Annotated in this window: 22 protein-coding genes; 16 read left to right on the forward strand and 6 right to left on the reverse strand. The window is 63.8% G+C overall.

Going from position 1 to position 21893, the window contains the following annotated elements; translation table 11 throughout:
- Nucleotides 1-224: 224 nt before the first annotated feature.
- The 5 genes from rplM (at nt 225) to RWT78_RS11275 (ending at nt 4228) form a co-directional block, all read left to right on the forward strand.
- Nucleotides 225-668, forward strand: a complete 444-nt coding sequence (gene rplM / locus RWT78_RS11255) for a 50S ribosomal protein L13 (RefSeq protein ID WP_003940842.1) — start codon at nt 225-227, stop codon at nt 666-668.
- Entirely contained in the window at nt 665-1174 is a 510-nt protein-coding gene (rpsI, locus tag RWT78_RS11260; RefSeq protein WP_007728596.1) for a 30S ribosomal protein S9, read from the forward strand. The genes rplM and rpsI overlap by 4 nt, the downstream gene beginning before the upstream one ends.
- 154 nt (nt 1175-1328) lie before the next feature.
- Nucleotides 1329-2666 (forward strand): phosphoglucosamine mutase, encoded by a 1338-nt coding sequence (glmM, locus tag RWT78_RS11265; RefSeq protein WP_314675668.1) that lies wholly within the window; start codon nt 1329-1331, stop codon nt 2664-2666.
- Nucleotides 2667-2777: 111 nt separating this feature from the next.
- The gene (locus RWT78_RS11270; protein ID WP_314675670.1) at nt 2778-3083 is read left to right on the forward strand and encodes a hypothetical protein; all 306 of its coding nucleotides are present in this window, start codon (nt 2778-2780) and stop codon (nt 3081-3083) included.
- Entirely contained in the window at nt 3080-4228 is a 1149-nt protein-coding gene (locus tag RWT78_RS11275) for a hypothetical protein (protein ID WP_314675671.1), read from the forward strand. The genes RWT78_RS11270 and RWT78_RS11275 overlap by 4 nt, the downstream gene beginning before the upstream one ends.
- A gap of 241 nt (nt 4229-4469) precedes the next feature.
- Here RWT78_RS11275 and RWT78_RS11280 read toward each other — a convergent pair whose 3' ends face one another.
- Entirely contained in the window at nt 4470-5309 is an 840-nt protein-coding gene (locus RWT78_RS11280; protein ID WP_314675673.1) for a chlorophyllase/cutinase-like alpha/beta fold protein, read from the reverse strand.
- Nucleotides 5310-5421: 112 nt separating this feature from the next.
- On the opposite strand from RWT78_RS11280, the gene glmS reads away from it, so the two are divergent.
- Complete coding sequence (gene glmS, locus RWT78_RS11285; protein WP_003940837.1) at nt 5422-7284, forward strand: glutamine--fructose-6-phosphate transaminase (isomerizing); 1863 nt, start codon at nt 5422-5424, stop codon at nt 7282-7284.
- A gap of 53 nt (nt 7285-7337) precedes the next feature.
- Here the strand turns inward: glmS and RWT78_RS11290 are convergent, their stop codons facing one another.
- On the reverse strand, nt 7338-7709 hold the full coding sequence (locus tag RWT78_RS11290) for a plastocyanin/azurin family copper-binding protein (RefSeq protein WP_003940908.1): 372 nt from the start codon (nt 7707-7709) through the stop codon (nt 7338-7340).
- Between the two features lie 38 nt (nt 7710-7747).
- On the opposite strand from RWT78_RS11290, the gene RWT78_RS11295 reads away from it, so the two are divergent.
- From RWT78_RS11295 to tsaD, 7 genes are all read left to right on the forward strand, one after another.
- Nucleotides 7748-9181, forward strand: coding sequence for an NAD(P)H-hydrate dehydratase (locus RWT78_RS11295; RefSeq protein WP_314675676.1), 1434 nt, complete (start codon nt 7748-7750; stop codon nt 9179-9181).
- 55 nt (nt 9182-9236) lie between these two features.
- Nucleotides 9237-10439 (forward strand): alanine racemase, encoded by a 1203-nt coding sequence (gene alr / locus RWT78_RS11300; RefSeq protein ID WP_042449740.1) that lies wholly within the window; start codon nt 9237-9239, stop codon nt 10437-10439.
- Entirely contained in the window at nt 10436-11488 is a 1053-nt protein-coding gene (locus tag RWT78_RS11305) for an alpha/beta fold hydrolase (protein ID WP_003940782.1), read from the forward strand. The genes alr and RWT78_RS11305 overlap by 4 nt, the downstream gene beginning before the upstream one ends.
- Nucleotides 11478-11969 (forward strand): tRNA (adenosine(37)-N6)-threonylcarbamoyltransferase complex ATPase subunit type 1 TsaE, encoded by a 492-nt coding sequence (gene tsaE, locus RWT78_RS11310; RefSeq protein ID WP_003940673.1) that lies wholly within the window; start codon nt 11478-11480, stop codon nt 11967-11969. The genes RWT78_RS11305 and tsaE overlap by 11 nt, the downstream gene beginning before the upstream one ends.
- Nucleotides 11970-12076: 107 nt before the next feature.
- A complete protein-coding gene (gene tsaB / locus RWT78_RS11315) occupies nt 12077-12760 on the forward strand; it encodes a tRNA (adenosine(37)-N6)-threonylcarbamoyltransferase complex dimerization subunit type 1 TsaB (protein WP_003940973.1) in 684 nt (227 codons plus the stop codon).
- A 10-nt stretch (nt 12761-12770) separates the two neighbouring features.
- Nucleotides 12771-13265: a ribosomal protein S18-alanine N-acetyltransferase gene (gene rimI / locus RWT78_RS11320; protein ID WP_003940971.1), complete on the forward strand. Its 495-nt coding sequence runs from the start codon at nt 12771-12773 to the stop codon at nt 13263-13265.
- Entirely contained in the window at nt 13262-14299 is a 1038-nt protein-coding gene (gene tsaD / locus RWT78_RS11325; RefSeq protein ID WP_314675681.1) for a tRNA (adenosine(37)-N6)-threonylcarbamoyltransferase complex transferase subunit TsaD, read from the forward strand. Before rimI ends, tsaD begins: the two co-directional genes overlap by 4 nt.
- Nucleotides 14300-14317: 18 nt before the next feature.
- Here tsaD and RWT78_RS11330 read toward each other — a convergent pair whose 3' ends face one another.
- On the reverse strand, nt 14318-15907 hold the full coding sequence (locus tag RWT78_RS11330; protein WP_003940693.1) for an Hsp70 family protein: 1590 nt from the start codon (nt 15905-15907) through the stop codon (nt 14318-14320).
- Between the two features lie 161 nt (nt 15908-16068).
- Here RWT78_RS11330 and RWT78_RS11335 point away from each other — a divergent pair, with 161 nt between their 5' ends.
- Nucleotides 16069-16629: a potassium channel family protein gene (locus RWT78_RS11335; protein ID WP_007728612.1), complete on the forward strand. Its 561-nt coding sequence runs from the start codon at nt 16069-16071 to the stop codon at nt 16627-16629.
- Nucleotides 16630-16648: 19 nt separating this feature from the next.
- Here the strand turns inward: RWT78_RS11335 and RWT78_RS11340 are convergent, their stop codons facing one another.
- Nucleotides 16649-18364 (reverse strand): TIGR03767 family metallophosphoesterase, encoded by a 1716-nt coding sequence (locus tag RWT78_RS11340; RefSeq protein WP_166502008.1) that lies wholly within the window; start codon nt 18362-18364, stop codon nt 16649-16651.
- Nucleotides 18365-18597: 233 nt separating this feature from the next.
- Between RWT78_RS11340 and groES the strand changes: the two genes are divergently transcribed.
- Both groES and groL read left to right on the forward strand, forming a co-directional pair.
- Entirely contained in the window at nt 18598-18897 is a 300-nt protein-coding gene (gene groES / locus RWT78_RS11345) for a co-chaperone GroES (protein WP_003940763.1), read from the forward strand.
- Nucleotides 18898-18983: 86 nt separating this feature from the next.
- On the forward strand, nt 18984-20594 hold the full coding sequence (groL, locus tag RWT78_RS11350; RefSeq protein ID WP_065352178.1) for a chaperonin GroEL: 1611 nt from the start codon (nt 18984-18986) through the stop codon (nt 20592-20594).
- A gap of 74 nt (nt 20595-20668) precedes the next feature.
- Here the strand turns inward: groL and RWT78_RS11355 are convergent, their stop codons facing one another.
- Together RWT78_RS11355 and RWT78_RS11360 are read right to left on the reverse strand one after the other, a co-directional pair.
- Nucleotides 20669-21406, reverse strand: a complete 738-nt coding sequence (locus RWT78_RS11355; protein ID WP_314675692.1) for an anti-sigma factor — start codon at nt 21404-21406, stop codon at nt 20669-20671.
- A gap of 1 nt (nt 21407) precedes the next feature.
- Nucleotides 21408-21893 (reverse strand): sigma-70 family RNA polymerase sigma factor (locus RWT78_RS11360; protein ID WP_314675694.1); only part of this gene is annotated, 486 nt, incomplete at its 5' end.

Consider the following 21893-nt stretch of genomic DNA (forward strand, 5'->3'; position numbering starts at 1 on the left):
GTCGATCGCTCGCATCGCTGTGCTGGACGATGATGCTGTTGGCAGGAATGGCTGCGCTTTGACCTGGCAGCGGGTAGACCGGTATCGTCTATCGGTGGCGTGCCGTAGGGCTCCGGCAGAAATGCGTGGAGACCGGCGGTTCTCGGGTCTCAACTGGCCGCCGAGGATCGTTTACGCGATACGCACATGGTCAGCAGTGGAATGAATTAAGACGAGGAAGATCTGTGTCTACGTACACCCCGAAGGCCGGAGATGTGACCCACACGTGGCACGTCATCGACGCCACTGACGTGGTGCTCGGCCGTCTTGCCGTTCAGGCAGCGAACTTGCTGCGTGGCAAGCACAAGCCCACCTACGCGCCGCACATCGACGGTGGTGACTTCGTTGTCATCATCAACGCAGAGAAGGTTGCCATCAGCGGCAACAAGCTGCAGGGCAAGAACGTTTACCACCACTCCGGATTCCCGGGTGGCCTGAAGTCCCGCACTGTCGGTGAGGTCCTCGACAGGACTCCCGATCGTCTCGTCGAGAAGGCCATTGTCGGCATGCTCCCCAAGACGAAGCTCGGCCGCGCAATGAGCAGCAAGCTCAAGGTTTACGCGGGCCCGAATCACCCCCACACCGCGCAGCAGCCGGTGCCGTTCGAGATCAAGCAGGTCGCACAGTGACATCGCCGGAAGAGCAGAACGTGTCCGAAGAGAACATCGAAGCAGTGGAAGAGCTTGTCTCTGACGCAGTCGAGGTCGTCGAAGAGGTTGCTGCAGCTACGCTCGCACCGATCGTCCTCGATCGCCCGGTCCAGACCGTCGGTCGCCGCAAGGAGGCTGTCGTTCGCGTCCGGATGGCTCCCGGTACCGGTCAGTTCAAGCTCAACGGTCGTACGTTGGAGGACTACTTCCCCAACAAGGTTCACCAGCAGCTGATCAAGGCTCCGCTGGTGCTCGTCGAGCGTCCCGAGTCTTTCGACATCATTGCACTGCTGCACGGTGGCGGCCCGTCCGGTCAGGCAGGCGCACTGCGTCTGGCTATCGCGCGCGCACTCATCGAGGTAACCCCTGATGATCGTCCGGCCCTCAAGCGTGCAGGCTTCCTGACGCGTGACGCCCGCGCGGTCGAGCGTAAGAAGTACGGCCTGAAGAAGGCCCGTAAGGCATCGCAGTACTCCAAGCGCTGATGCTTTGCCGAGGTTGACCCGACGGGTCTGCTTCGGCACCTGTTCACCACAAGAGCGGGCGTCCATCGTTACCGGACGCTCGCTCTTGTGTTTCTCGGAGAAATTCCCTTCTCGAGTTCCCTTCTCGAGGTTCACAGGATTCAGGAGTCGTTCTATGGGTCGGTTGTTCGGTACTGACGGTGTTCGTGGACTTGCCAATTCGGATCTGACTGCAGATCTTGCATTGAGATTGGCAGTTGCCGCGGCGAGCGTACTGACAGCCGACACCTCGGACGCACGTCCGACCGCCGTGATCGGCCGCGATCCTCGCGCCAGCGGTGAGATGCTTCAAGCCGCGGTGACCGCAGGATTGAGTTCCGCGGGTGTCGACGTGCTCGACGTGGGTATTCTTCCGACTCCGGCAGTTGCATACTTGACGGCAAAGCTCGACGCCAGTCTCGGTGTCATGATCTCTGCATCGCATAATCCCATGCCGGACAACGGAATCAAGATTTTCGCAGCCGGTGGACACAAGCTGGATGATGCTGTCGAGGTGGCGATCGAGGATGCACTCGACGGCACTACACCGCCCGTCCTACCGACAGGTGCCGGGATCGGCCGCGTCCGTACGGTCGACGACGCCGCTCAGCTGTACCTTGCGCATCTGGCGAGCGCGGCGAGCGAGCCACTCGCTGGACTCACCGTTGTGGTCGACTGCGCCAACGGCGCTGCTTCCGCGCTCGCACCGGTTGCCTACGCGGCAGCGGGCGCTCGCGTCATCGCGATCAGCGCCGATCCCGACGGCCTCAACATCAACGACGGCTGCGGATCGACGCACCTGGAGAATCTTCAGAAAGCCGTAGTCGATCACGGGGCGGACCTAGGCCTCGCGCACGACGGCGACGCCGACCGTTGCCTGGCCGTCGACGAGACCGGAGCGGTGGTCGACGGTGACGCGATCATGGCAGTTCTGGCGATCGCGATGAACGACGCCGGTGAGTTGGTCGAGAACACTCTCGTCGCGACTGTCATGAGCAATCTCGGTTTGCACATCGCGATGCGCGAGGCCGGTATCAACATCGTGACTGCTGCCGTAGGCGACCGCTACGTCTTGGAGGAACTGCGCGCGGGCGGATACAGCCTCGGCGGCGAGCAGTCAGGCCATGTCGTGTTGCCGGCGTTCGGCACCACGGGCGATGGGATTCTCACCGGCCTCCGGCTGCTCGGACGCATGGCTCGCACGGGTAAGTCGGCATCCGCGCTGGCCGCAACGATGACAACCCTCCCGCAAGTTCTGATCAACGTGAAGGTTGGGGACAAGGCGACAGTCGCAGCATCGCCGTCGGTACTCGCAGCAGTCGCGGACGCAGAGCGCGTCCTCGGTGACGGTGGTCGCGTGCTCCTGCGCCCGTCCGGGACAGAGCAACTGGTCCGCGTCATGGTCGAGGCCACCGAACTTCCGCTCGCGCAGAAGCTGGCCGACGAGTTGGCCGAGATCGTCGGTTCGGTTTAGCCCCTCATCACGGCATTCGCGTTTTGAGGGAACGTAATTGCGCCCTGCTGCGTCCAAGGAGTCAAAGGCCGCTCGACGTGCGAGTGGTTCCGCTGAAACTTGGGGGCGCTCGTGGATGTCGACCGCGCTGGAACAGATGAATTGGCACGCCATGCGGTGTCGGTGGCCCAGGCTCTGCGCGATTCTGCCGAGCCGATCAGGCGTCTGCGATTCAGCGGTGCCGTTTCGGGCCGTGATTACGCCGAGCACGGAGCCGCGTTGGCGTCGGCATTGGCGGTCCTGAATTCTCGCTTGACTGGCCGTGCGGATCTTCTCGATACGTTGGCGCGTCGGCTTTCCTCTTCGGCTGAGGTGATCGCTGAGGTGGACGGTCAGGGTGCGCAGCGATTGCGAGACTCCAGCGGGTCGGTCTCATGAGACCGACGAGCGGTACCGCACAGGCAGTACCAAACAGCTACTATTGCGTCGAAGATATTCTTGCACTGCGTGATTCACGCGTGCGTCCCGACGAAATCCTGGATGCTGGTGCGAGGGGATTGCAGTTCTTCGATCGATTTCACAACCTGGCCTCTCGGTTGGGCTTCGAAGAACGGATGCTTACGTCCTACGAGGATGCGTATCGCGCAGAGGCTGGTATCGATTTCGAGGCACTAGTGCGAGATGCGTCGGACATGGCCGCAGCGGTGGACGGTTCGGTCGCCGAGATCGCGATGCTGACGACCCTGGCGGAGAATCTTCCTGCAGTGTGGAATGTTTCCGGCGTGGGTGCGGTAGTAGATCAGGCCTTCGCGGCGCGGCGTGAAGCTCGGTCCGATGCGGATTCGACGCCACTGTTGATCACGCTGGCCGACGAGTTCGCGCGGACGGTTCGAACGGCTTTGGCAGACAAGGCTTTCAAGGTGGCAAGCCTCGACCGGGCGACGATCGGCGGTCTGGGTGCGGGGGAGATCGACCAGCTGACTCACGTCGCTTCCACCGGTCGTGGTGCGGCGCCATGGCTGGACACGGTTTTTCGTTCGGCGTATCTCGATACTCGCGATGAATTCGACAGGGCGTGTGCGGAGTGCGCGAGCGCGGTTGGTCATGCTTTTGACGCCGCGACCCAGTGGGTGACAGACGCGTTCACGTCAACCTTTCCGATCGCCGAGCCGAGTGCATCAGGTGTCGCCGCCGCTCCTGTCTCTTTCTCGATCGGCGGCAACACTTGGGGCTTCTCGATTGCGTCCGACGGTCGTGGGGTGAGTCTGGATGTTGCAGGTGCTGACGGGAACTCTGTGTCGGCCACCCTGGAGTTGAGCGAAAATGGTTGGCCGAGAATAGTGCTCGATGCCGATCCGGAGATGTCGCTGCACGAGGCGCGCCCGCAAGAAGCGTCCCAGCCTGCGACACTCCAGCCCGAAACTCCCGACCCTGAGATTCGCGAGCACGAGGTGCCGGTCGAAACCACCGCCGAAGTCTCGCCCGTGCCGGACCCGGAGCCGCCTGTCACAGTCCCCGACGAGTCGATCGTGGTCCCCGGCGGAGAGACGGGCGCTGAGTTGGCCGGAGCTGGTCCGCTGTGAAGTCCGTTCACGCGCCGTTCGAAGCGATCCGTCGAACCCTCGATTCTCAACTCGACGACTTCCGTGAGCGCAGAGTGGCCGCAGCGAGCGCGGAATCGCACCAGGAGCCGCCGTCCGAAACGACATCCGCCGAGAATGACACGGATGGGCCGGTCAGGTCCGGCCCGTATCTGCGATCCGCGTCAGAGCCGACGCCGACGCCGCCGTGCTCGCCGCCGGAGTCGGTGGCGAGTACGGACTCCTACTTACGCAACAGCTGGCTGGCCCGCGCGTCGGAGTGAGGTTCGACCGGCAGCAACGGCGCCGTGTGCGGAATCTCGACGTCGGGATCAGCAAAATCCTTGTACTTCTTGTCGCCGGTCAGATGGAACAACAGGAAGCCCGTGAGCAGGCACCGTGTGGCGGCCTGTGTCTTGCGCTCGGATCCACCGAGGCCCAGGGCGCCGAGGAGTCGGCGGCCTTCGATCAGTCCGGCGTCTTGGGCGTCCTTCACGGTACGTGCGATGACGGGACCGCCCCACTCCACGCTCAGCGGCCGGGCATTGCTGGTCAAGGAATCGACGTCGTCTTCGCCGGCGAGGATCAATCCGGGCGCTGTGATCTTCGACGCGTAGTTCTCCGCCTTGGGTGCTGTCGGGGCCGGGAACAGTGCGGCTACCGCACCGACATCCCCGCGCTGCGCTGCGGCCAGTACCGCCGCGCCCGCGCCCATGCCGTGACCGGCAAAGGCGACCCGATCGGGTTGGACGCTGATCTGTCCGGGGCCGAGTCGCACGCCGACGCAGATGTCGAGCGTCGCTCGAAGATCTGCAGCCAATCCGAGATGTGACGGGACCGGACCGCGTTCGCTGTCGGGCGCCGCTGCGACAATTCCCCAGGAAGCGAGGTGCTGGAGTGTCTGCTCGTACTTGTGGGACCCGACCATCCACCCGTGCGCGAAGGCAACGGCGGGGAGATTGAAACCGGTTTCCGGCGTGTACACGACACCCGGCTGTCCGGCCAGGGCGAGGTTGCCGCGGAGAACTCGGTGCGGGCCGCGCTTGGACAGCTCACGGGTCAGTGTTTTCAGTTTCGGTGCCACGGTTGAAGACGTTATCCGATGAGCCGCCTCGTGTATGCGGAGCGGACGCTGCAACCAGGTGCGGGAACCGCAAAATGCGCCCACCGCCGATGTCCAAGTACCCTGAGTCACCATGTGCGGAATCGTGGGATACGTCGGCCACCGCCCAGCTCTGGGCGTTGTGGTGGAGGCTTTGCGACGAATGGAGTATCGCGGGTACGACTCGTCGGGAATCGCGATTCTCGACGGAACCGGTGGGGTCGAGATCGAGCGTAAGGCCGGTAAGTTGGCCAACCTCGAGGCGGAGCTCGGCGAGTACGGTGCGGATCACTTCGTCGGTACGTCCGGTATGGGCCATACCCGTTGGGCGACGCATGGGCGTCCGACGGACCGCAATGCGCACCCGCATCGTGATGCCTCGGGCAAGCTGGCTGTCGTTCACAACGGAATCATCGAGAATTTTGCCCCGCTGCGTGCGGAGCTCGAGGCTGCAGGCGTCGAACTGCAGAGCGACACGGATTCCGAGGTCGCGGTTCACCTCGTCGCCCGGGCGTACGCCCAGGGGCCGACGGCAGGTGATTTCATCGAGAGTGCGCTGTCGGTGGTTCGTCGGTTGGAAGGTGCGTTCACGCTCGTCTTCACGCACGCTGATCATGCGGACACGATTGTCGCCGCGCGCCGCTCGACACCGCTCGTAGTCGGTGTCGGTGAGGGCGAGATGTTCCTCGGCTCCGACGTCGCTGCATTCATCGAGCACACACGCGATGCGGTTGAACTCGGACAGGATCAGGCAGTGGTGATCACTGCCGACAGCTACCGGATCTCCGACTTCGCGGGTAACGAGGCAGAAGGACGCCCGTTCCGCATCGACTGGGATCTCGCGGCCGCCGAAAAGGGTGGTCACGATTACTTCATGCTCAAGGAGATCGAAGAGCAGCCGACTGCTGTCGCCGACACGCTCCTCGGCCACTTCGAAAACGGGAAGATCGTCCTCGACGAGCAGCGGTTGTCCGATCAGGAACTGCGCGACGTCGACAAGGTGTTCGTTGTCGCTTGCGGTAGCGCTTACCACTCCGGTCTGTTGGCGAAGTACGCGATCGAGCATTGGACGCGTCTACCTGTCGAGGTCGAACTCGCCAGCGAATTCCGTTACCGCGACCCGGTTCTCGATCGCTCGACGCTTGTTGTCGCAATCTCGCAGTCGGGGGAAACGGCCGATACGCTCGAGGCTGTCAAGCACGCCAAGGACCAGAAGGCACGCGTCCTGGCGATCTGCAACACCAACGGTGCACAGATCCCGCGTGAAGCCGACGCAGTCCTCTACACCCGGGCAGGACCGGAAATCGCGGTCGCGTCCACCAAGGCGTTCCTGGCGCAGGTGACCGCGAACTACCTCGTCGGTTTGGCTTTGGCGCAGGCTCGCGGAACCAAGTATCCGGACGAGGTCGCCCGCGAGTACGCCGACCTCGAAGCGATGCCCGCATTGGTCAGCAAGGTACTCGAGACGGCAGAACCGGTGCGCGCGTTGGCGCGCCAGTTCGCGCACGCGTCGACCGTGCTGTTCCTGGGGCGTCACGTCGGCTACCCGGTGGCGCTCGAGGGTGCGCTCAAGCTCAAGGAGCTCGCGTACATGCACGCCGAGGGCTTTGCCGCCGGTGAACTCAAGCACGGCCCGATCGCCTTGATCGAGGAGGACCTTCCGGTCATCATCGTCATGCCGTCGCCGCAGGGCCGCGCTGTCCTGCACTCGAAGTTGGTGTCCAACATTCAGGAGATCAAGGCGCGCGGGGCGACGACTATCGTCATCGCTGAGGAAGGCGACACCGTCGCCGCGGCGCACGCGGATCACCTGATCGAGATTCCGGCGTCACCGACTCTGCTGCAGCCGTTGCTGTCCACGGTTCCGTTGCAGATCTTTGCGGCCGAGGTTGCCGCGGCGCGTGGCTACGACGTCGACAAGCCGCGTAACCTGGCGAAATCGGTTACGGTCGAGTAGCTTTCGCTAGAAAATCGGGCCCCGCAGTCGCAAGACTGGGGGGCCCGAGCGCGTTACGGCGTCTCGACGACGACGGTTCCGCGCATCTCGGGATGCGGTGTGCAGGTGTAGTCGTAGGTTCCGGGTTCGGTGAACGTGTAGGTGTAGGTTCCCGATTTCTTGAGCGGACTGCGGAGTTTGCCCTTGGCGTCCCCGAGGCCGTTGACGTCGTGGGCCATTCCGTTGTCGTCGAACACCCACGTGACCGTCTCGCCGACATTCACGGTGATGGACGCGGGGGAGTACGCCATCCCGGAGATGGTCACCACGGGTCCGCTGGCCGTCGTTTCCGGAGCCGGTGGTGTGGAGTCGGTGCCGGAACTGCACCCGACCAGACCGAGAGCGAGCACGAGACCCGCGATTGCCGGGCGAAGACGTGATTTCATGGTTTCGAGGGTAGCGACGGCAACTGAAGGGTTCCGACATGCGTGGGTACTACACAGCCGATCAGGTGCGAGCAGCTGAGGCGCCGCTGCTCGACAAGCTGCCCGACGGGGTGCTGATGCGTCGAGCGGCGTACGGTCTTGCGCGAGTAGTCGCGGACGAATTGCGTTCCCGTACAGGGTCGGTCGCGCATCGGTCGGTGACGCTGCTGGTCGGTACGGGCGACAACGGCGGTGATGCCCTGTGGGCCGGTGCGTTGCTCCGCAAACGAGGTGTGAGCGTGCGGGCCGTGTTGCTCGATCCGGCGCGCGCTCATCGGGCGGGCCTCGATGCTCTCTTGAAGGCCGGCGGCCGAGTCGCCGCCGAAGTCGGGTCGCCGGATCTGGTGATCGACGGCATCGTCGGGATTTCCGGGCACGGCGGTCTACGGCCTGACGCGGCCGATCTCGTCGGCCAGGTGGATGCACCGATCGTGGCGGTCGATCTTCCGAGCGGCGTCGACGCGAACACCGGCGCAGTGGACGGCCCGTCGGTGACCGCTGATGTGACGGTCACATTCGGTGCGCTCAAGCCGGTACACGTACTCGCGGCTCCGCTGTGTGGTCGTGTCGAACTCGTGGACATCGGATTGAGCGTCGGCGAACCCGACTTCGGTTCGCTCGATCCGGCGGAGGTCGGTGCGCTGTGGCCGGTGCCCGGTCCGGAGGACGACAAGTATTCGCAGGGTGTGGTGGGCATCGTTGCGGGAAGTGAGCAGTATCCCGGCGCGGGCGTGCTCTGTACCGGTGCCGCGGTTACCGCGACCGCCGGCCTGGTCCGCTACGCCGGGCACGGCGCCACCGAGGTGCTCGCCCGGTTCCCGGAGGTGATTGCGAGTGAGACGTACCGAGCCGCCGGGCGAGTTCAGGCGTGGGTGGTCGGCCCCGGTATGGGTACCGACGACGACGCCGCGCGACTTCTGGCGTCGGTGCTGGCTACTGATGTACCCGTTGTTGTCGATGCGGACGGACTTACCCTCCTCGCTCAGCGTCCCGAACTTGTCGCAGCCCGGACCGTGCCGACACTGTTGACGCCCCACGCCGGCGAGTTCGCTCGATTCACAACTCTTGGCGACGACAGGATCGCGGCCACGCGTGCTCTTGCCGCACGCCTCGGAGTCACGGTCCTGCTGAAGGGCCATACGACGGTGATCTCGGATCCCGGCGGTGAGGTGCTGGTCAACGACGCCGGCGGCTCCTGGGCATCGACGGCAGGTTCGGGTGACATCCTCTCCGGTGTGATCGGTGCGTTGCTGGCGGCGGGTCTGAGCCCTCTCGAAGCCGGGGCCGTCGGGGCGCGGGCTCACGCGTTGGCTGCGAACATCGCCGCTGCCGGCGGTCAGAGCGATGTCGCCGGAGCACCGATTTCGGCTTCACCCCTGCTGGGAGGTCTGCGGGAATCGGTGCGTGTGCTTCGCTCTTTTGCCCTCGATTGAGGGTGTTCAAACCCGAACACGTGTCCGATTCTGCGTGGGTGGCAGGATTGTCGCCATGACGCTTGCCCAGGGAAGAGCACCGAAGGAGCCTGCGGAGGGGAAGGCGAGCCGACTCGACGACGCAGTAGGGCCGCAGACGGAGGCAGTCGTCGATCTGGACGCGATCGCGCACAACGTGCGTGTTCTGCGTGAATTTGCCGGGGATGCAGCGTTGATGGCGGTCATCAAGGCGGACGGATACAACCACGGCGCAGTTGCGGTGGCGCGGACGGCGCTCTCGGCGGGAGCCCGGGAACTCGGCGTCACCACCATCGCGGAGGCACTGGTCCTTCGCGAGGCAGGCATCACCGCTCCCGTCCTTGCCTGGCTGCACGGCGTCGACGCCGATTTCGCCTCGGCGATCAGATCGGACGTCGAGATCGGCGTGTCCTCCCCGCGACACCTGGCCGCTGTCGTCGACGCGGCACGGGTTCTGGGACAACAGGCGACGGTGACGCTCAAGGTGGACACCGGTCTCAATCGCAACGGTGTATCGAGAACCGAGTGGCCGCAGATGCTCGACGACCTCGCCACTGCCCGGGACGAGGGCACGATCAGGCTGCGCGGAGTGTTCTCTCACCTCGCACACTCGGACGAACCGCATCACGACGTCATCGACATGCAGAAGCAGCGTTTGATCGACGCGGTTGCCGACGTCCGCGCTCGCGGATTCGACCCCGAAGTCGTTCATCTTTCCAACTCCGCTGCTACAGTCACCCGTCCTGACCTGCGGTTTGACATGGTTCGGCCGGGAATCGCGATATATGGATTGTCTCCGGTGCCCGAACTCGGAGATTTCGGTTTACGACCGGCGATGACGCTGCGAGCGAAGGTGATTCTGGTGAAGAAGGTAGCCGCCGGAGAGGGCGTCTCCTACGGGCATCAGTGGGTCGCACCGCACGACACCACTCTTGCGCTGCTTCCCGTCGGCTACGCCGACGGTTTGTCTCGCTCACTGAGTGGCAAGTTCGAAGTGCAGTTGGGCGGTAAGCGTCGCCAGGCTGTCGGGCGAATCTGCATGGACCAGGTATTGGTGGACCTGGGTCCGGACGGTGACGGAGTTCGCGAAGGCGACACCGCGATCTTCTTCGGCAACGGCGATCACGGCGAACCCAACGCGCAGGCCTGGGCCGACGTACTCGACACCATTCACTACGAGGTCGTGACCGGGATACGTGGACGCACTGTGCGTACGTACATCGGGGGAGAGACGTCATGAAGACTGCAGGAAAGATGAGCATTCTCGGTGGCCTGCTCAGCGCCGTGGCGCTCGGCTCGATGGCCGGTGTGAACGCATTCAAGACCGCGACGCGTCCAGGCCGGGAAATCTACGCGGACGAGGATTTCGACCTCATGACGCGCGACCGCAAGAGCACGGTGCGCACCGAGGACGGTGTCGAGCTGGCAGTTCGCGAAGTGGGACCGGACGACGCTCCGCTGACGGTCGTTTTCGTGCACGGATACTGCCTGAGTGCGCTGTCCTGGCATTTCCAGCGCCGCCAGCTCGAAGAGCGATGGGGCAACAAGGTTCGCATGGTGTTCTACGACCAGCGCGGACACGGAGACTCGGGCATGCCGCGTTCGAAGAGTTGTACGGTTTCTCAGCTCGGCCGCGACCTCGCGACCGTCGTCGAGGCCAAGGTACCCAAGGGACCGATAGTTCTGGTCGGTCACTCGATGGGCGGCATGACGGTACTCGCGCTCGCCGGTCAGCGACCCGAATGGTTCGAGGGCCGAGTCATCGGCGTGGGGCTGGTCGCGACGACGGCGGCAGGCCTGGCCGAGACCGGCCTGACCCGCAATCTGCAGAATCCGATCATCGACGGATTCCGGTTGGCAGTGCGCACCTCACCAGGAGTAGTTCAGCATGCCCGCGGCGCTGCGCGAGTATTGATCACGCCGATCCTGCGTGCGGCTTCGTACGGCACCGATGTCAGCCCACGGCTGCATGAACTCTCGGACGGCATGCTCGACCGGACCTCGGTTGTGACCATCGTCAATTTCCTGCGGACGTTGGAACTGCACGACGAGTCCGCTTCTCTCGAGGTCCTCGCGCACACACCGGCAGTCGTGATCTGCGGCGATCAAGACATGATGATTCCGTTCATCAGCTCCAAGCGTCTCGCCGCCGATCTCCCCGAATCCGAACTCGTGCGAGTTCACGGCGCCGGCCATCTGGTGCAGCTCGAGTTCCCGGCGATCGTGACGGACGCAATCGACAAGTTGGTGCAGCGAGCGCAGGTAGAAGAGCGGTCCGATGTCGGCTGAGAACTCCACGGGACTTCCCGTGTCCGGACAGATCACGTTGGAAACGGCCGAGGATACCGAGGCTTTCGGCCGACGCTTGGCGGCGGGACTTGTTGCCGGCGACCTGGTGGTGCTGGACGGTCCACTCGGGGCAGGCAAGACCGCGTTGACGCGCGGAATCGGCGCCGGGCTCGGGGTGCAGGGCCGGGTGACGTCCCCGACGTTCGTCATCGCTCGTGAGCATCGTCCGGGCACCCGCCCTGGCGGCGGAGTTCCCGTCGGCATGATCCACGTCGACGCATACCGGCTGGGAGACAGCGGACCGCATGCGCTCGACGAACTCGATGCCCTCGACCTCGACACCGACCTCACCGATGCAGTGGTGGTGGTCGAATGGGGTGGTGACGTCGTGGAAAGGCTCGTCGAACGGCACCTGCGAGTGCAGCTTCATCGGGAACCCGAATCGGATGTGCGGACTGCGAGTTGGTCCTGGACGTCGTGAAACGGAGTTTGGTGTCACAGACGTCGTGAAACGGAGTTTGGTGTCACAGACGTCGTGACCCTCCCGGGCCGGAAGTAGTTCTTCACGTGCGGGTACCCTGAGAAATCGTGCTTGTTCTCGCAATTGACACCTCCACTCCGGCAGTCACTGCCGGAGTCGTCTCCCTGTCGGCTTCGTCACCGGACCCAGTGTCACCGGACGCAGAGTCACCGGACACAGTGGAGACGCTTGCCGTGCGTGTCACGGTCAATCCTCGTGCGCACGCCGAGGTCTTGACCCCTCACATCCTCGAATGCCTCGCAGAGGCAGGGCTCACACCGGCCGACTTGAACGCCGTCGTCGTGGGTGTCGGGCCAGGGCCGTACACCGGACTGCGTGTCGGCATGGCGACGGGCGCTGCCTTCGGTGACGCACTCGGTGTTCCCGTGTACGGCGTGTGCAGCCTCGATGCGATCGCGGCTGCGGTACCGACCACACCGAGCCTGCTCGTCGTGACTGACGCGAGGCGTCGCGAGATCTACTGGGCGCGCTATGACGGCGGAGTGCGCGTCGAAGGACCGGCTGTGAATTCCGCCGGCGACGTCGATCCTTCGCCTTCGATGCTGATTGCCGGATCCGCTTCGCACGTGGACTTCTTCGATCTACCCGTCGACCCGGCGGAGACACCTTCACCGGCCGGGTTGGTGACAGTCGCTGCTCGCGAGATCCTGTCCGGCTCGGTTCCGGCCCCGCTGGAGCCGCTGTACCTCCGACGCCCGGACGCGAAGACCCTTGCAGAACGTGGCAAGTGAGACAGAGCAGATGAAGTACAGCATCGAGCCGATGAACGTCGATGACGCCGAACGGTGCGCGGAGTTGGAGCGCGCGTTGTTCGCAGGCGACGGACCCTGGAGCGCACAAGCGTTCGTCTCGGAACTTGCAGGCGCACATAATCATTACTTCGTTGCCCGGGAGCCTGACGGTCACGTCCTCGGCTACGCCGGAGTCGCATTGTTGGGGGCGTCGCCCAACATGGAGGCCGAGGTTCACACCATCGGTACAGATCCCTCGGCTCAGCGACTCGGAATCGGCGGCGCGTTGCTCGATGCGCTTCTGACTCTGGCGGATTCACGGCAGTGCCCGGTGTTCCTGGAAGTGCGCACCGACAACGAACCTGCCATCGCGCTGTACCGGCGCGAAGGATTCGAGATCGTCGGAACGCGAAAGAAGTACTACCAGCCCAGTGGGGCAGATGCGTACACGATGAGACGGCCTGCCGTGCTCGGTGTCCGCGAAATTGAGGAGCAGCAAGCATGATCGTCATGGGTGTCGAAAGTTCTTGCGACGAAACAGGTGTCGGTATCGTCCGCTGGAACGGTGACGGAACCTGCGAATTGTTGGCCGACGAGGTGGCATCGAGCGTGGATCAGCACGCCAGGTACGGGGGAGTGGTTCCCGAAGTGGCCTCGCGGGCTCACCTCGAGGCGATCGTGCCGACGATGCGCCGTGCCCTTGCTGCCGCCGGTATCGAGAAGCCCGACGCGCTGGCCGTCACCATCGGACCCGGCCTGGCCGGCGCGCTGCTGGTCGGTGTAGCCGCAGCGAAAGCCTATGCGGCAGCATGGAACATCCCGTTCTATGCGGTCAATCATCTCGGCGGTCACGTCTCGGTGGACACTCTCGAGCACGGTCCGTTGCCCTCGTGCGTCGCATTGTTGGTCTCCGGCGGTCACACACACCTGCTTCACGTCGAAGATCTGGGCAAGCCCATTGTCGAACTGGGCACGACTGTCGACGACGCCGCCGGTGAGGCCTTCGACAAGGTGGCCAGACTGCTCGGACTCGGCTTTCCCGGTGGACCGGCACTCGATGCTGCTGCGCAAGAGGGAGATCCGAACGCAATCGCCTTCCCTCGCGGCATGACGGGGCCGCGCGATTCGCGGCACGACTTCTCGTTCTCGGGACTCAAGACGTCCGTCGCGCGCTATGTCGAATCGAAAGAGCGCGCAGGCGAGACCTTTTCGATCCCGGACATCGCTGCCTCGTTCCAGGAAGCGGTTGCAGACGTCCTGACGATGAAGGCAGTGCGTGCAGCCAAGGATGTCGGTGTTGACACGTTGGTTCTCGGCGGCGGCGCCACGGCCAATTCGCGCATCCGCTCACTCGCCGAGCAGCGCTGCACCGAAGCAGGCATCACGTTGCGCATTCCGAAACCTCGACTGTGCACGGACAACGGCGTGATGATCGCATCGTTGGCCGCTCACCTGATCGGAAACGGCGCAGGCCCTTCGGAATTGAGTGTTGCGACGGACCCGGGGCTGTCGGTCTCCGTCAGCCAGCTGATGCACTGAAAATCGGCCGACTGAGAATCAGCCGACCGGGGCCGGTTCCCGATCCGGTGTGGTCGCGGGACCGTTTTCGGGCATCGAGGTATTCGGTTCACCGGGCTTCGTCGTCGGATCACCACCACCAGGGGTAGTGATTTCGGTTTCGGTGGAACCGGATCCAGGAGTCTCCGGCGTCGTCGGGTTCTCGCCGCCGCTCTCACCCGGGCCGAGACCGCCGCCGGGGTTTGCCTCGGTCGGATCGACCGGGGGCGTCGCCTCGGTGTCCGGTAGCGTCGGCCACCACGCCGGTGGATCGGGCAGCGTGATTCCGGGAATGGTCGGCCAATTCGGAGTGGTCGTTGTCGTGGTCGGCGGCGTGGTTGTCGTCGAGGTGTCCGGGATCGGCGCAGGCGGAAGTGTGTACTGATGCGTTGTGTACGAGTGCGTGTCGTAAGGCTGCGAGTCGAACGGGGTGGTGGGATACCCGTGCCGAGGATACGTGCTGCCGGCTACCGAAGGCAGAGGATCATGAGACGGAATGATCGTCGATCCGGTGCTCGGTGTCGCTTCGGGGCTCACCGTCGTCGTGGTCGACCCGGTTCCGACGGGCGAGACCGCGGTGTCGTCGGTCGGAACCAATTCCTTTGCGCCGTAACCGAGTACCAGTCCGCCGACCACGAGCGCACCGATCAACGCTCCCGATACCTTGGCGGTGGATCCGGAGCGCTGGTCACTTCCGGAGCCCAGCAGCGGGAAACGAATTGCGGTGATCGAATCTGCCAGGAGTGCAGCACCTTTGGTTGCCGCAGTCTCGGGCTCGACGATCTCGACCATGGGGACGTCGACGGCAGCGGCGACGGCGGACCGCACGGCCGGAATGTGTGCGCCACCGCCGATGAGTACAACGGCACCGACGGGCCGCGGTGAGCCCTTCACGACTTCACGGATGAAGGTGACGGCGCGCTCTATATCCGGGGCGATGATGGCCTCGAACTCGTCGCGCGTGATCGCCATCGCGTCGATCGGAAGGTCGATGGTCACCTTGGTGGACGTGGACAGTTGCTCTTTGGCGACATGGCACCGGGCGGCAAGAAGTTCCGCGTCGGTGTACCGGCGCAAGTGCCCTGGCGCCTTCTCCGTCACGAAGTCGACCAATGCCCGGTCGATTCCGGCCCCTGCGAGGGCGTCGATACGGTCGGAGTGCAGAACTTCACCGGTGTGGTCGACGACGGACACCGTCAGACCTTGATCACCGACGTCCACCTGAGCTGTCGTGTCGTACCGCTCGGTTTTCCCTGTCTCGGCGAGATACGCGTGTACGGCGGCAGGTTCGGGGATTGCACGGACCTGCTTCGGCGAGCGCGAAAGAGATGACCTGATGCTCGCGAGTTGATCGTCCGTGCGATAGCTGACACCGATCGAGCGCGGCGCTTCAGATCCGTCCGTTACCTGCGTCGTCATCAGCTTGATGGATGCTCTGACAAGGTCACCGACGTTGGAATTGGCCTGATCCGCCGAGACGAAGCGAGTCTCGGCAGGCACGGCGCCTGGCGCGTTTGTGCTGGTATCGGTGTCGACGAGTGCTGAATAGACACCGGAAGATCCAGTGGAAATTCCCAGTGAACAACTCATCGCACACCTCCTCACAGTCAATTCCGGTCAATGTTCAATCGACCGCCGTTATATGAACGTTACAGAAGGTTCGTGAGGATTGCTCAGTGCTTTTCGTCTCCGTGACGTCCTTTTCGGACCGAAAGGGTGGTTTTACCTGCGAAATTGTCGATCATTGATTCATGCGGAAAAAAGGCGATTCTCCCCACATCGACCGGGAACGACGACGCGCGCTGATCCGTGGTGCAGTGCTTCGACCCACGCTGACGGTGATCGCCTTCGGATGCGCGTATTTCTTTCTGCCGTGGATCGATGTACATACCGCCAGTGCAATCTTCCTCTTGATCGGTGGAGGCGCCGCGGTACTTGCCGTGACCACCTGGCAGGTGTGGCGAATTCTGCGTTCCGATGTGCCATCTCTGCAGGCGGTCGAAGCTGTGGCGGTGGTGATGCCGACGTACTTGTTGTTGGTGTCCATCACCTATTTTTCGGTCGAGCATGCAAGCCCTGGCAGTTTCACCGAACCGCTGTCGCGTATGGCGGCGCTGTACTTTTCGTTGTCCGTCTTCTCGACAGTCGGATTCGGTGACATCGCCGCGCAGACGGACCTTGCCCGGGGGCTCGTGAGCCTTCAGATCGTCTGCAATCTGGTGTTGATCGGATTCGGCGTTCGATTCGTCGTTGCCGCAGTGTCGTGGGCGAAAGCGCACCGCTCGCCTTCGAGCGGACCTGAAATCACCTAGGACACTGCGGCAATCGGAGTCATCGTCCGGTGTGGACCAACAATTCGACGTTCTGGTCGACGCCGGTACCCGTCAGCTTCGGGTCGCGGTGGATGTCGTTGAACGACAGTTCGCGGTACAGCGAGGCGAGCCCGGCTGCCGACTTGTCGCTGTAGTCGACGGAATTGGGACTCTCCGCCTCGAAGAGCGTCGCAAGCAACGACACCGTTCCGTCATGGTTGTCCGCGATCTCGATGATGCGTCCGAGTTGCGGGTAGTCGATGTGAGAGGCGGTGTTGATCTCCCAGAAGCCCTGCTCGGGGGTCGCGCCGGGCCACGGGGTGATCTTGTTCTCGTGGGTGTGTCCGTTGACCCAGGCAAGTACGTTCGGGAAACGATGCAGCAAGTCGAGAAGCTGTGAACCGCGCAGGCGTGGCTCGAGGACGTTCTCGGGGTCGGGAATGAGATTGTCCATCGTGTCGCTCGTGTGGTGACTGAACAGCACGAAATACGTGTCACCTCGCGACTCGGTGACGCGAGAGCCCGCGGCGTCGTAGTAGGTGCTGCTGCCGGCGCGCAGGGTGTTCTCGATCCACTGGAACTGAGCGGCGCCCAGCGAACCGTCGACGAGGCCCGCGCGGTTGGTGGAGTCCATGCTGATGCCGACGACGCCCGGTGCGATCTCGAACGAGTAGTAACCGATACCGGTGTCGCCGGCGTCGGGGGCGAAACCGTGTCCGACGGGGCCGGGACCGGTGTGCGCGGGATCAAGATGTGCGGCGATGAACTGTCGCGGTGTGAACGGCGCGCGCGACGGGTCGGGGGTGACCTGGCGCGGCGGCGTCGTGAAGGCGGACAGGATTCCGGGTATCGCACTGGGATCGAACTTGGTGGCGACGTCGATCTGCTTGGCCTGCTCCGGTGAACCAGGCACCTCGAATTTGAGAGATCCCGTGTACATCGCTTCGAGCGGCGGGATGCCGCTGGGCACCGTGCCGGACACCGAATCGTCGTGGTTGCCGAACACGCAGTACCAAGGGGTGTTCAGGCCGGGGCTCGACACGGGCGTGAAAGCGGCACCGAAGAAATCGGGGATCTCCGGGAATCCGGCCTTCTTGTACATGTCGAGCATCGGTGACTCGGGGTTCCAGTAGAGATCGGCACCCGAGTTCTGTACACCCTCGTAGCGGTCCTTGGCGCCGGTGTTGGCGACGACGGTTCCGCCGTTGAGTGAGGTGAGGAACCAGTCGAGTTCGGCGAATTCCTTGTTGTCCGTGTTGTCGCCGGTGGTGACGACGGCATCGAAGGGTCGCGACGTGTGCGGGCCACTGCCGATCGAATTGACCCGGCGGACAAGTGAAATCAGCCCGTGCGCCGTCAGGGTCTCCTGGGGGCGGAACGCCGAGCCGGTGATCTGGTGGACGTACTCGAATCGCATGGGGGACTGGGCGTCGACGATGTGGACGTCGGTCAGCTGCACGAGTGAGGCGAGTGCGGTGCGTCGGTCCTCGCGTCCCGACTTCGGCTCGGCCAACTCGCTGCGCACGATGTTCGCCCAACCGGGTCCGGCGGTGAGCTTGGTGTAGCCGTTGCTGCTGACGGGGGTGGACACGGACTCGAGAGTGGTGCCAGGACCTGACGTCGGAATGGTCGACGCGCCTGCATATTGCAGGCCCCACGGCTTGCCAAGGCTGACCGCGCCGACGGCGCCGAGTCCGGCGAAGGTCAGAAAACTACGGCGATTGATGTTCGTCACGAAGTGAACAATAGGTGAACGTGGTGGACGGCTGTCCTGTTTCGCTCTGGACGAAGAGAAAAATGCGCCCAGTCCTTGAGGGTTGGCACTCTCACGTATAGAGTGCCAATTGGCGCTGATCGAGTTCCGGCACCCGCGACGACGGGACTGCAGTGACGCGCCGTAAACGGCATACCCAAACAGCTGTCCGAGGATCGCCTCGGACGCACATACCCCAAAGTGGAGGGCTCATCGTGGCGAGCGTCAACATCAAGCCGCTCGAGGACAAGATCCTCGTCCAGGCCAACGAGGCTGAAACGACGACGGCTTCCGGCCTGGTCATTCCTGACACAGCCAAGGAAAAGCCCCAGGAGGGCACCGTCGTTGCAGTCGGCGAAGGCCGCGTCAACGAGCAGGGCAACCGCATCCCGGTCGACGTCAAGGAGGGTGACACGGTCATCTACTCCAAGTACGGCGGAACCGAGATCAAGTACGCCGGCCAGGAATACCTGATCCTGTCGGCACGCGACGTGCTGGCTGTCGTCTCCAAGTAAGACACACGTGATCCGCCCCGGAGTCCACACAGGATCCCGGGGCGGAATGCGTTCACGCCCCGAAGATTCAGGAGCTGACAGAACAGATGTCCAAGCAAATTGCGTTCAACGAGACCGCACGCCGCGCTCTCGAAGCCGGAGTCGACAAGCTTGCCGACGCCGTCAAGGTGACCTTGGGCCCGCGTGGACGCCACGTCGTGCTCGCCAAGGCATTCGGCGGCCCCACCGTCACCAACGACGGTGTGAGCATCGCCCGTGAGATCGAGCTCGAAGATCCCTTCGAGAACCTCGGCGCACAGCTCGTCAAGAGCGTCGCCACCAAGACCAACGATGTTGCCGGCGACGGCACCACCACCGCGACCGTTCTGGCCCAGGCCATCGTCCGCGGCGGACTCAAGAACATCGCAGCGGGCGCGAACCCGATGGCTCTCGGCGTCGGCATCAACGCCGCAGCAGACAAGGTCGTCGAGGAACTGCTCGCCGCAGCCACCCCCGTCGAGGGCGAGAAGTCGATCGCTCAGGTCGCCACCGTCTCCTCGCGTGACGAAGAGATCGGCAAGCTCGTCGGCGAGGCACTCACCCGTGTCGGAACCGACGGCGTCGTGACGGTCGAGGAATCCTCCACCGTTGCAACCGAACTCGTTGTCACCGAAGGTGTTCAGTTCGACAAGGGCTACCTCTCGCCCTACTTCGTCACCGACATCGATGCGCAGAAGGCCGTCTACGAAGACGCGCTGATCCTGCTCTTCCGCGAGAAGATCAGCTCACTTCCCGACTTCCTTCCGCTGCTCGAGAAGGTTGCCGAATCCGGCAAGCCGCTCTTGATCATCGCCGAGGACGTCGAGGGTGAAGTTCTCTCCACCCTCGTGGTCAACTCCATCCGCAAGACCATCAAGGCCGTCGCCGTCAAGGCGCCGTTCTTCGGTGATCGTCGCAAGGCATTCCTCGACGACCTCGCAGTCGTCACGGCAGGCACCGTCATCAACACCGACGTCGGCCTCTCGCTCAAGGAAGCCGGCCTCGACCTGCTCGGCAGCGCTCGCCGCGTTGTCGTCACCAAGGACGAGACGGTCATCGTCGACGGTGCAGGCACCGCTGACGACATCGCGACCCGCGTTGCGCAGCTGCGTCGCGAGATCGAGAACACCGATTCGGATTGGGACCGCGAGAAGCTCGAAGAGCGTCTGGCGAAGCTGTCCGGCGGCGTGGCCGTCATCAAGGTCGGCGCAGCCACCGAAACCGATCTGAAGGAACGCAAGTTCCGCGTCGAGGATGCGGTCAACGCAGCCAAGGCAGCAGTTTCCGAGGGCATCGTCCCCGGTGGCGGATCGGCTCTCGTTCAGGCCGGTACGGCTCTGATCGGGAACCTCGGCTTGACGGGTGACGAGGCCACCGGCGTTGCCGTGGTCCGCGAAGCCCTCAACGCTCCGTTGTTCTGGATCTCCAGCAACGCAGGCATCGACGGTTCCGTCGTTGTCAGCAAGGTCGCCGAGATGACCAAGGGCGAAGGCTTCAACGCTGCCACCCTCACCTACGGCAACCTGCTTGCCGACGGCGTCGTCGACCCGGTCAAGGTCACTCGCTCGGCAGTGGTCAACGCCGCTTCCGTCGCGCGCATGATCCTCACGACCGAGAGCGCCGTCGTCGAGAAGCCGACCGAGGAAGTTGCCGACACCGGACACGGTCACAGCCACTGACTCGCTGCTCGTAGTTTCGACAAAGAAGAGATCCCCCACCGGATTCCGGTGGGGGATCTTTTTTCGTCTGGCGATCAGATGAGCGGGATCGTTGCGAACGGCTCGCTCGTCGGCTGCTGCGATCCGCCGGGCGGTTCGACAGTGAACGCCAACTTCGTGTTCGGACCGATGCCGTCGAGCACCACCTGGGTAGTGGGTTTGACGTCGCCCGGAGCCATCGTCCCCATCGGGATCATCGTGGTGTCGTCGGTGTCGCCCGGCACCAGCCACATCTGGTAGACGGTATCCGGACTCGGGGGAGTCACATCGTTCATCACGAGGACTGCGGCGTCTTCGGAGGGCGAGAACAGCGTCGTGGCACTACCGCCGCCCGGGATGTCACGCGTCGTGGCATGAACGTCGGGTGCTGCCATGATTTCGGATGCGGGGTTCTGCGGCGGCGTGTTGTCGGACAGCGTGCGTCCGATTCCGATGCCGCCGACCAGGATTGCGACTGCGGCGGCCGCCGCAAGAGCCATGGTCCACGGGCGTCGACGGTTACGACGCTCGGCCAGCGAAACCGGGGCGTTGGGAGCCGCGGTCTGTTCTGCGATCGAGGCGAGGACGCTGCTGCGCAGCGACGGCGGGGGCTCGACGGCGTCGACGACGGTCATCGCGGCCATGGTTTCGGCGGTGAGCCGGACCTGGGCGTCGAATTCGGCGCGGGTCGCGGAGTCCGAAGCGGCAAGTCGTTTGTCGACCTCACGGCGCTCGTCGAGGTCCAACGCATCGATCGCGTAGGCGTACGCGTAGTCGATCAGCTCTTCGTCCATCTCACATCACCCCCAAACATCCACGTAGGCGCAGTAGTCCGTCGCGAATTCGCGACTTGATCGTGGGAATCGCCACGCCGAGATCTTCGGCCACCTCGCGGTACGTTCGGCCGCCGTAATAGGCGAGAGTCACTGATTGGCGCTGAGTGTCCGTCAGCGTTTCGAGACAGTCGGTGACAGCACGATGCTCGTCTCTTCGTGTCACTTCGTCGCTGACGACGTCGAATTCGGGAGTGGCATTGGTGGTGTCGTAGAGAGCCTGTCGATCCGAACTCGACTGTTCGGAGCGCACGCGATCCACTGCGCGCCGGTGGGCAAGTGTCAGGAGCCAGGAGAGCGCGGACCCCTTGGCGGGGTCGAAGCTGTCGGCTGATTTCCAGGCTTGGAGGTAGACCTCTTGGACCGCTTCCTCGGAGAAACCTGGATCACGGAGTACACGAAGAACCATGCCGTACACACGGGAGCTGGGTCGGTCGTAGAACTCGGC

This window comes from uncultured Rhodococcus sp., from assembly GCF_963525155.1.
In the GTDB taxonomy this organism is placed as follows: domain Bacteria; phylum Actinomycetota; class Actinomycetes; order Mycobacteriales; family Mycobacteriaceae; genus Rhodococcus_F; species Rhodococcus_F qingshengii.

Bases quoted from the DNA above. Each gene is read 5' to 3' on its own strand.
- rimI (WP_003940971.1), top strand. From the start codon at position 12,771: ATGAAGTACAGCATCGAGCCGATGAACGTCGATGACGCCGAACGGTGC.
- RWT78_RS11355 (WP_314675692.1), bottom strand. From the start codon at position 21,406: ATGGACGAAGAGCTGATCGACTACGCGTACGCCTACGCGATCGATGCG.
- RWT78_RS11335 (WP_007728612.1), top strand. From the start codon at position 16,069: ATGCGGAAAAAAGGCGATTCTCCCCACATCGACCGGGAACGACGACGC.
- RWT78_RS11330 (WP_003940693.1), bottom strand. From the start codon at position 15,907: ATGAGTTGTTCACTGGGAATTTCCACTGGATCTTCCGGTGTCTATTCA.
- alr (WP_042449740.1), top strand. From the start codon at position 9,237: ATGACGCTTGCCCAGGGAAGAGCACCGAAGGAGCCTGCGGAGGGGAAG.
- RWT78_RS11305 (WP_003940782.1), top strand. From the start codon at position 10,436: ATGAAGACTGCAGGAAAGATGAGCATTCTCGGTGGCCTGCTCAGCGCC.
- RWT78_RS11275 (WP_314675671.1), top strand. From the start codon at position 3,080: ATGAGACCGACGAGCGGTACCGCACAGGCAGTACCAAACAGCTACTAT.
- glmS (WP_003940837.1), top strand. From the start codon at position 5,422: ATGTGCGGAATCGTGGGATACGTCGGCCACCGCCCAGCTCTGGGCGTT.
- RWT78_RS11295 (WP_314675676.1), top strand. From the start codon at position 7,748: ATGCGTGGGTACTACACAGCCGATCAGGTGCGAGCAGCTGAGGCGCCG.
- tsaD (WP_314675681.1), top strand. From the start codon at position 13,262: ATGATCGTCATGGGTGTCGAAAGTTCTTGCGACGAAACAGGTGTCGGT.
- groL (WP_065352178.1), top strand. From the start codon at position 18,984: ATGTCCAAGCAAATTGCGTTCAACGAGACCGCACGCCGCGCTCTCGAA.
- RWT78_RS11290 (WP_003940908.1), bottom strand. From the start codon at position 7,709: ATGAAATCACGTCTTCGCCCGGCAATCGCGGGTCTCGTGCTCGCTCTC.
- tsaE (WP_003940673.1), top strand. From the start codon at position 11,478: ATGTCGGCTGAGAACTCCACGGGACTTCCCGTGTCCGGACAGATCACG.
- glmM (WP_314675668.1), top strand. From the start codon at position 1,329: ATGGGTCGGTTGTTCGGTACTGACGGTGTTCGTGGACTTGCCAATTCG.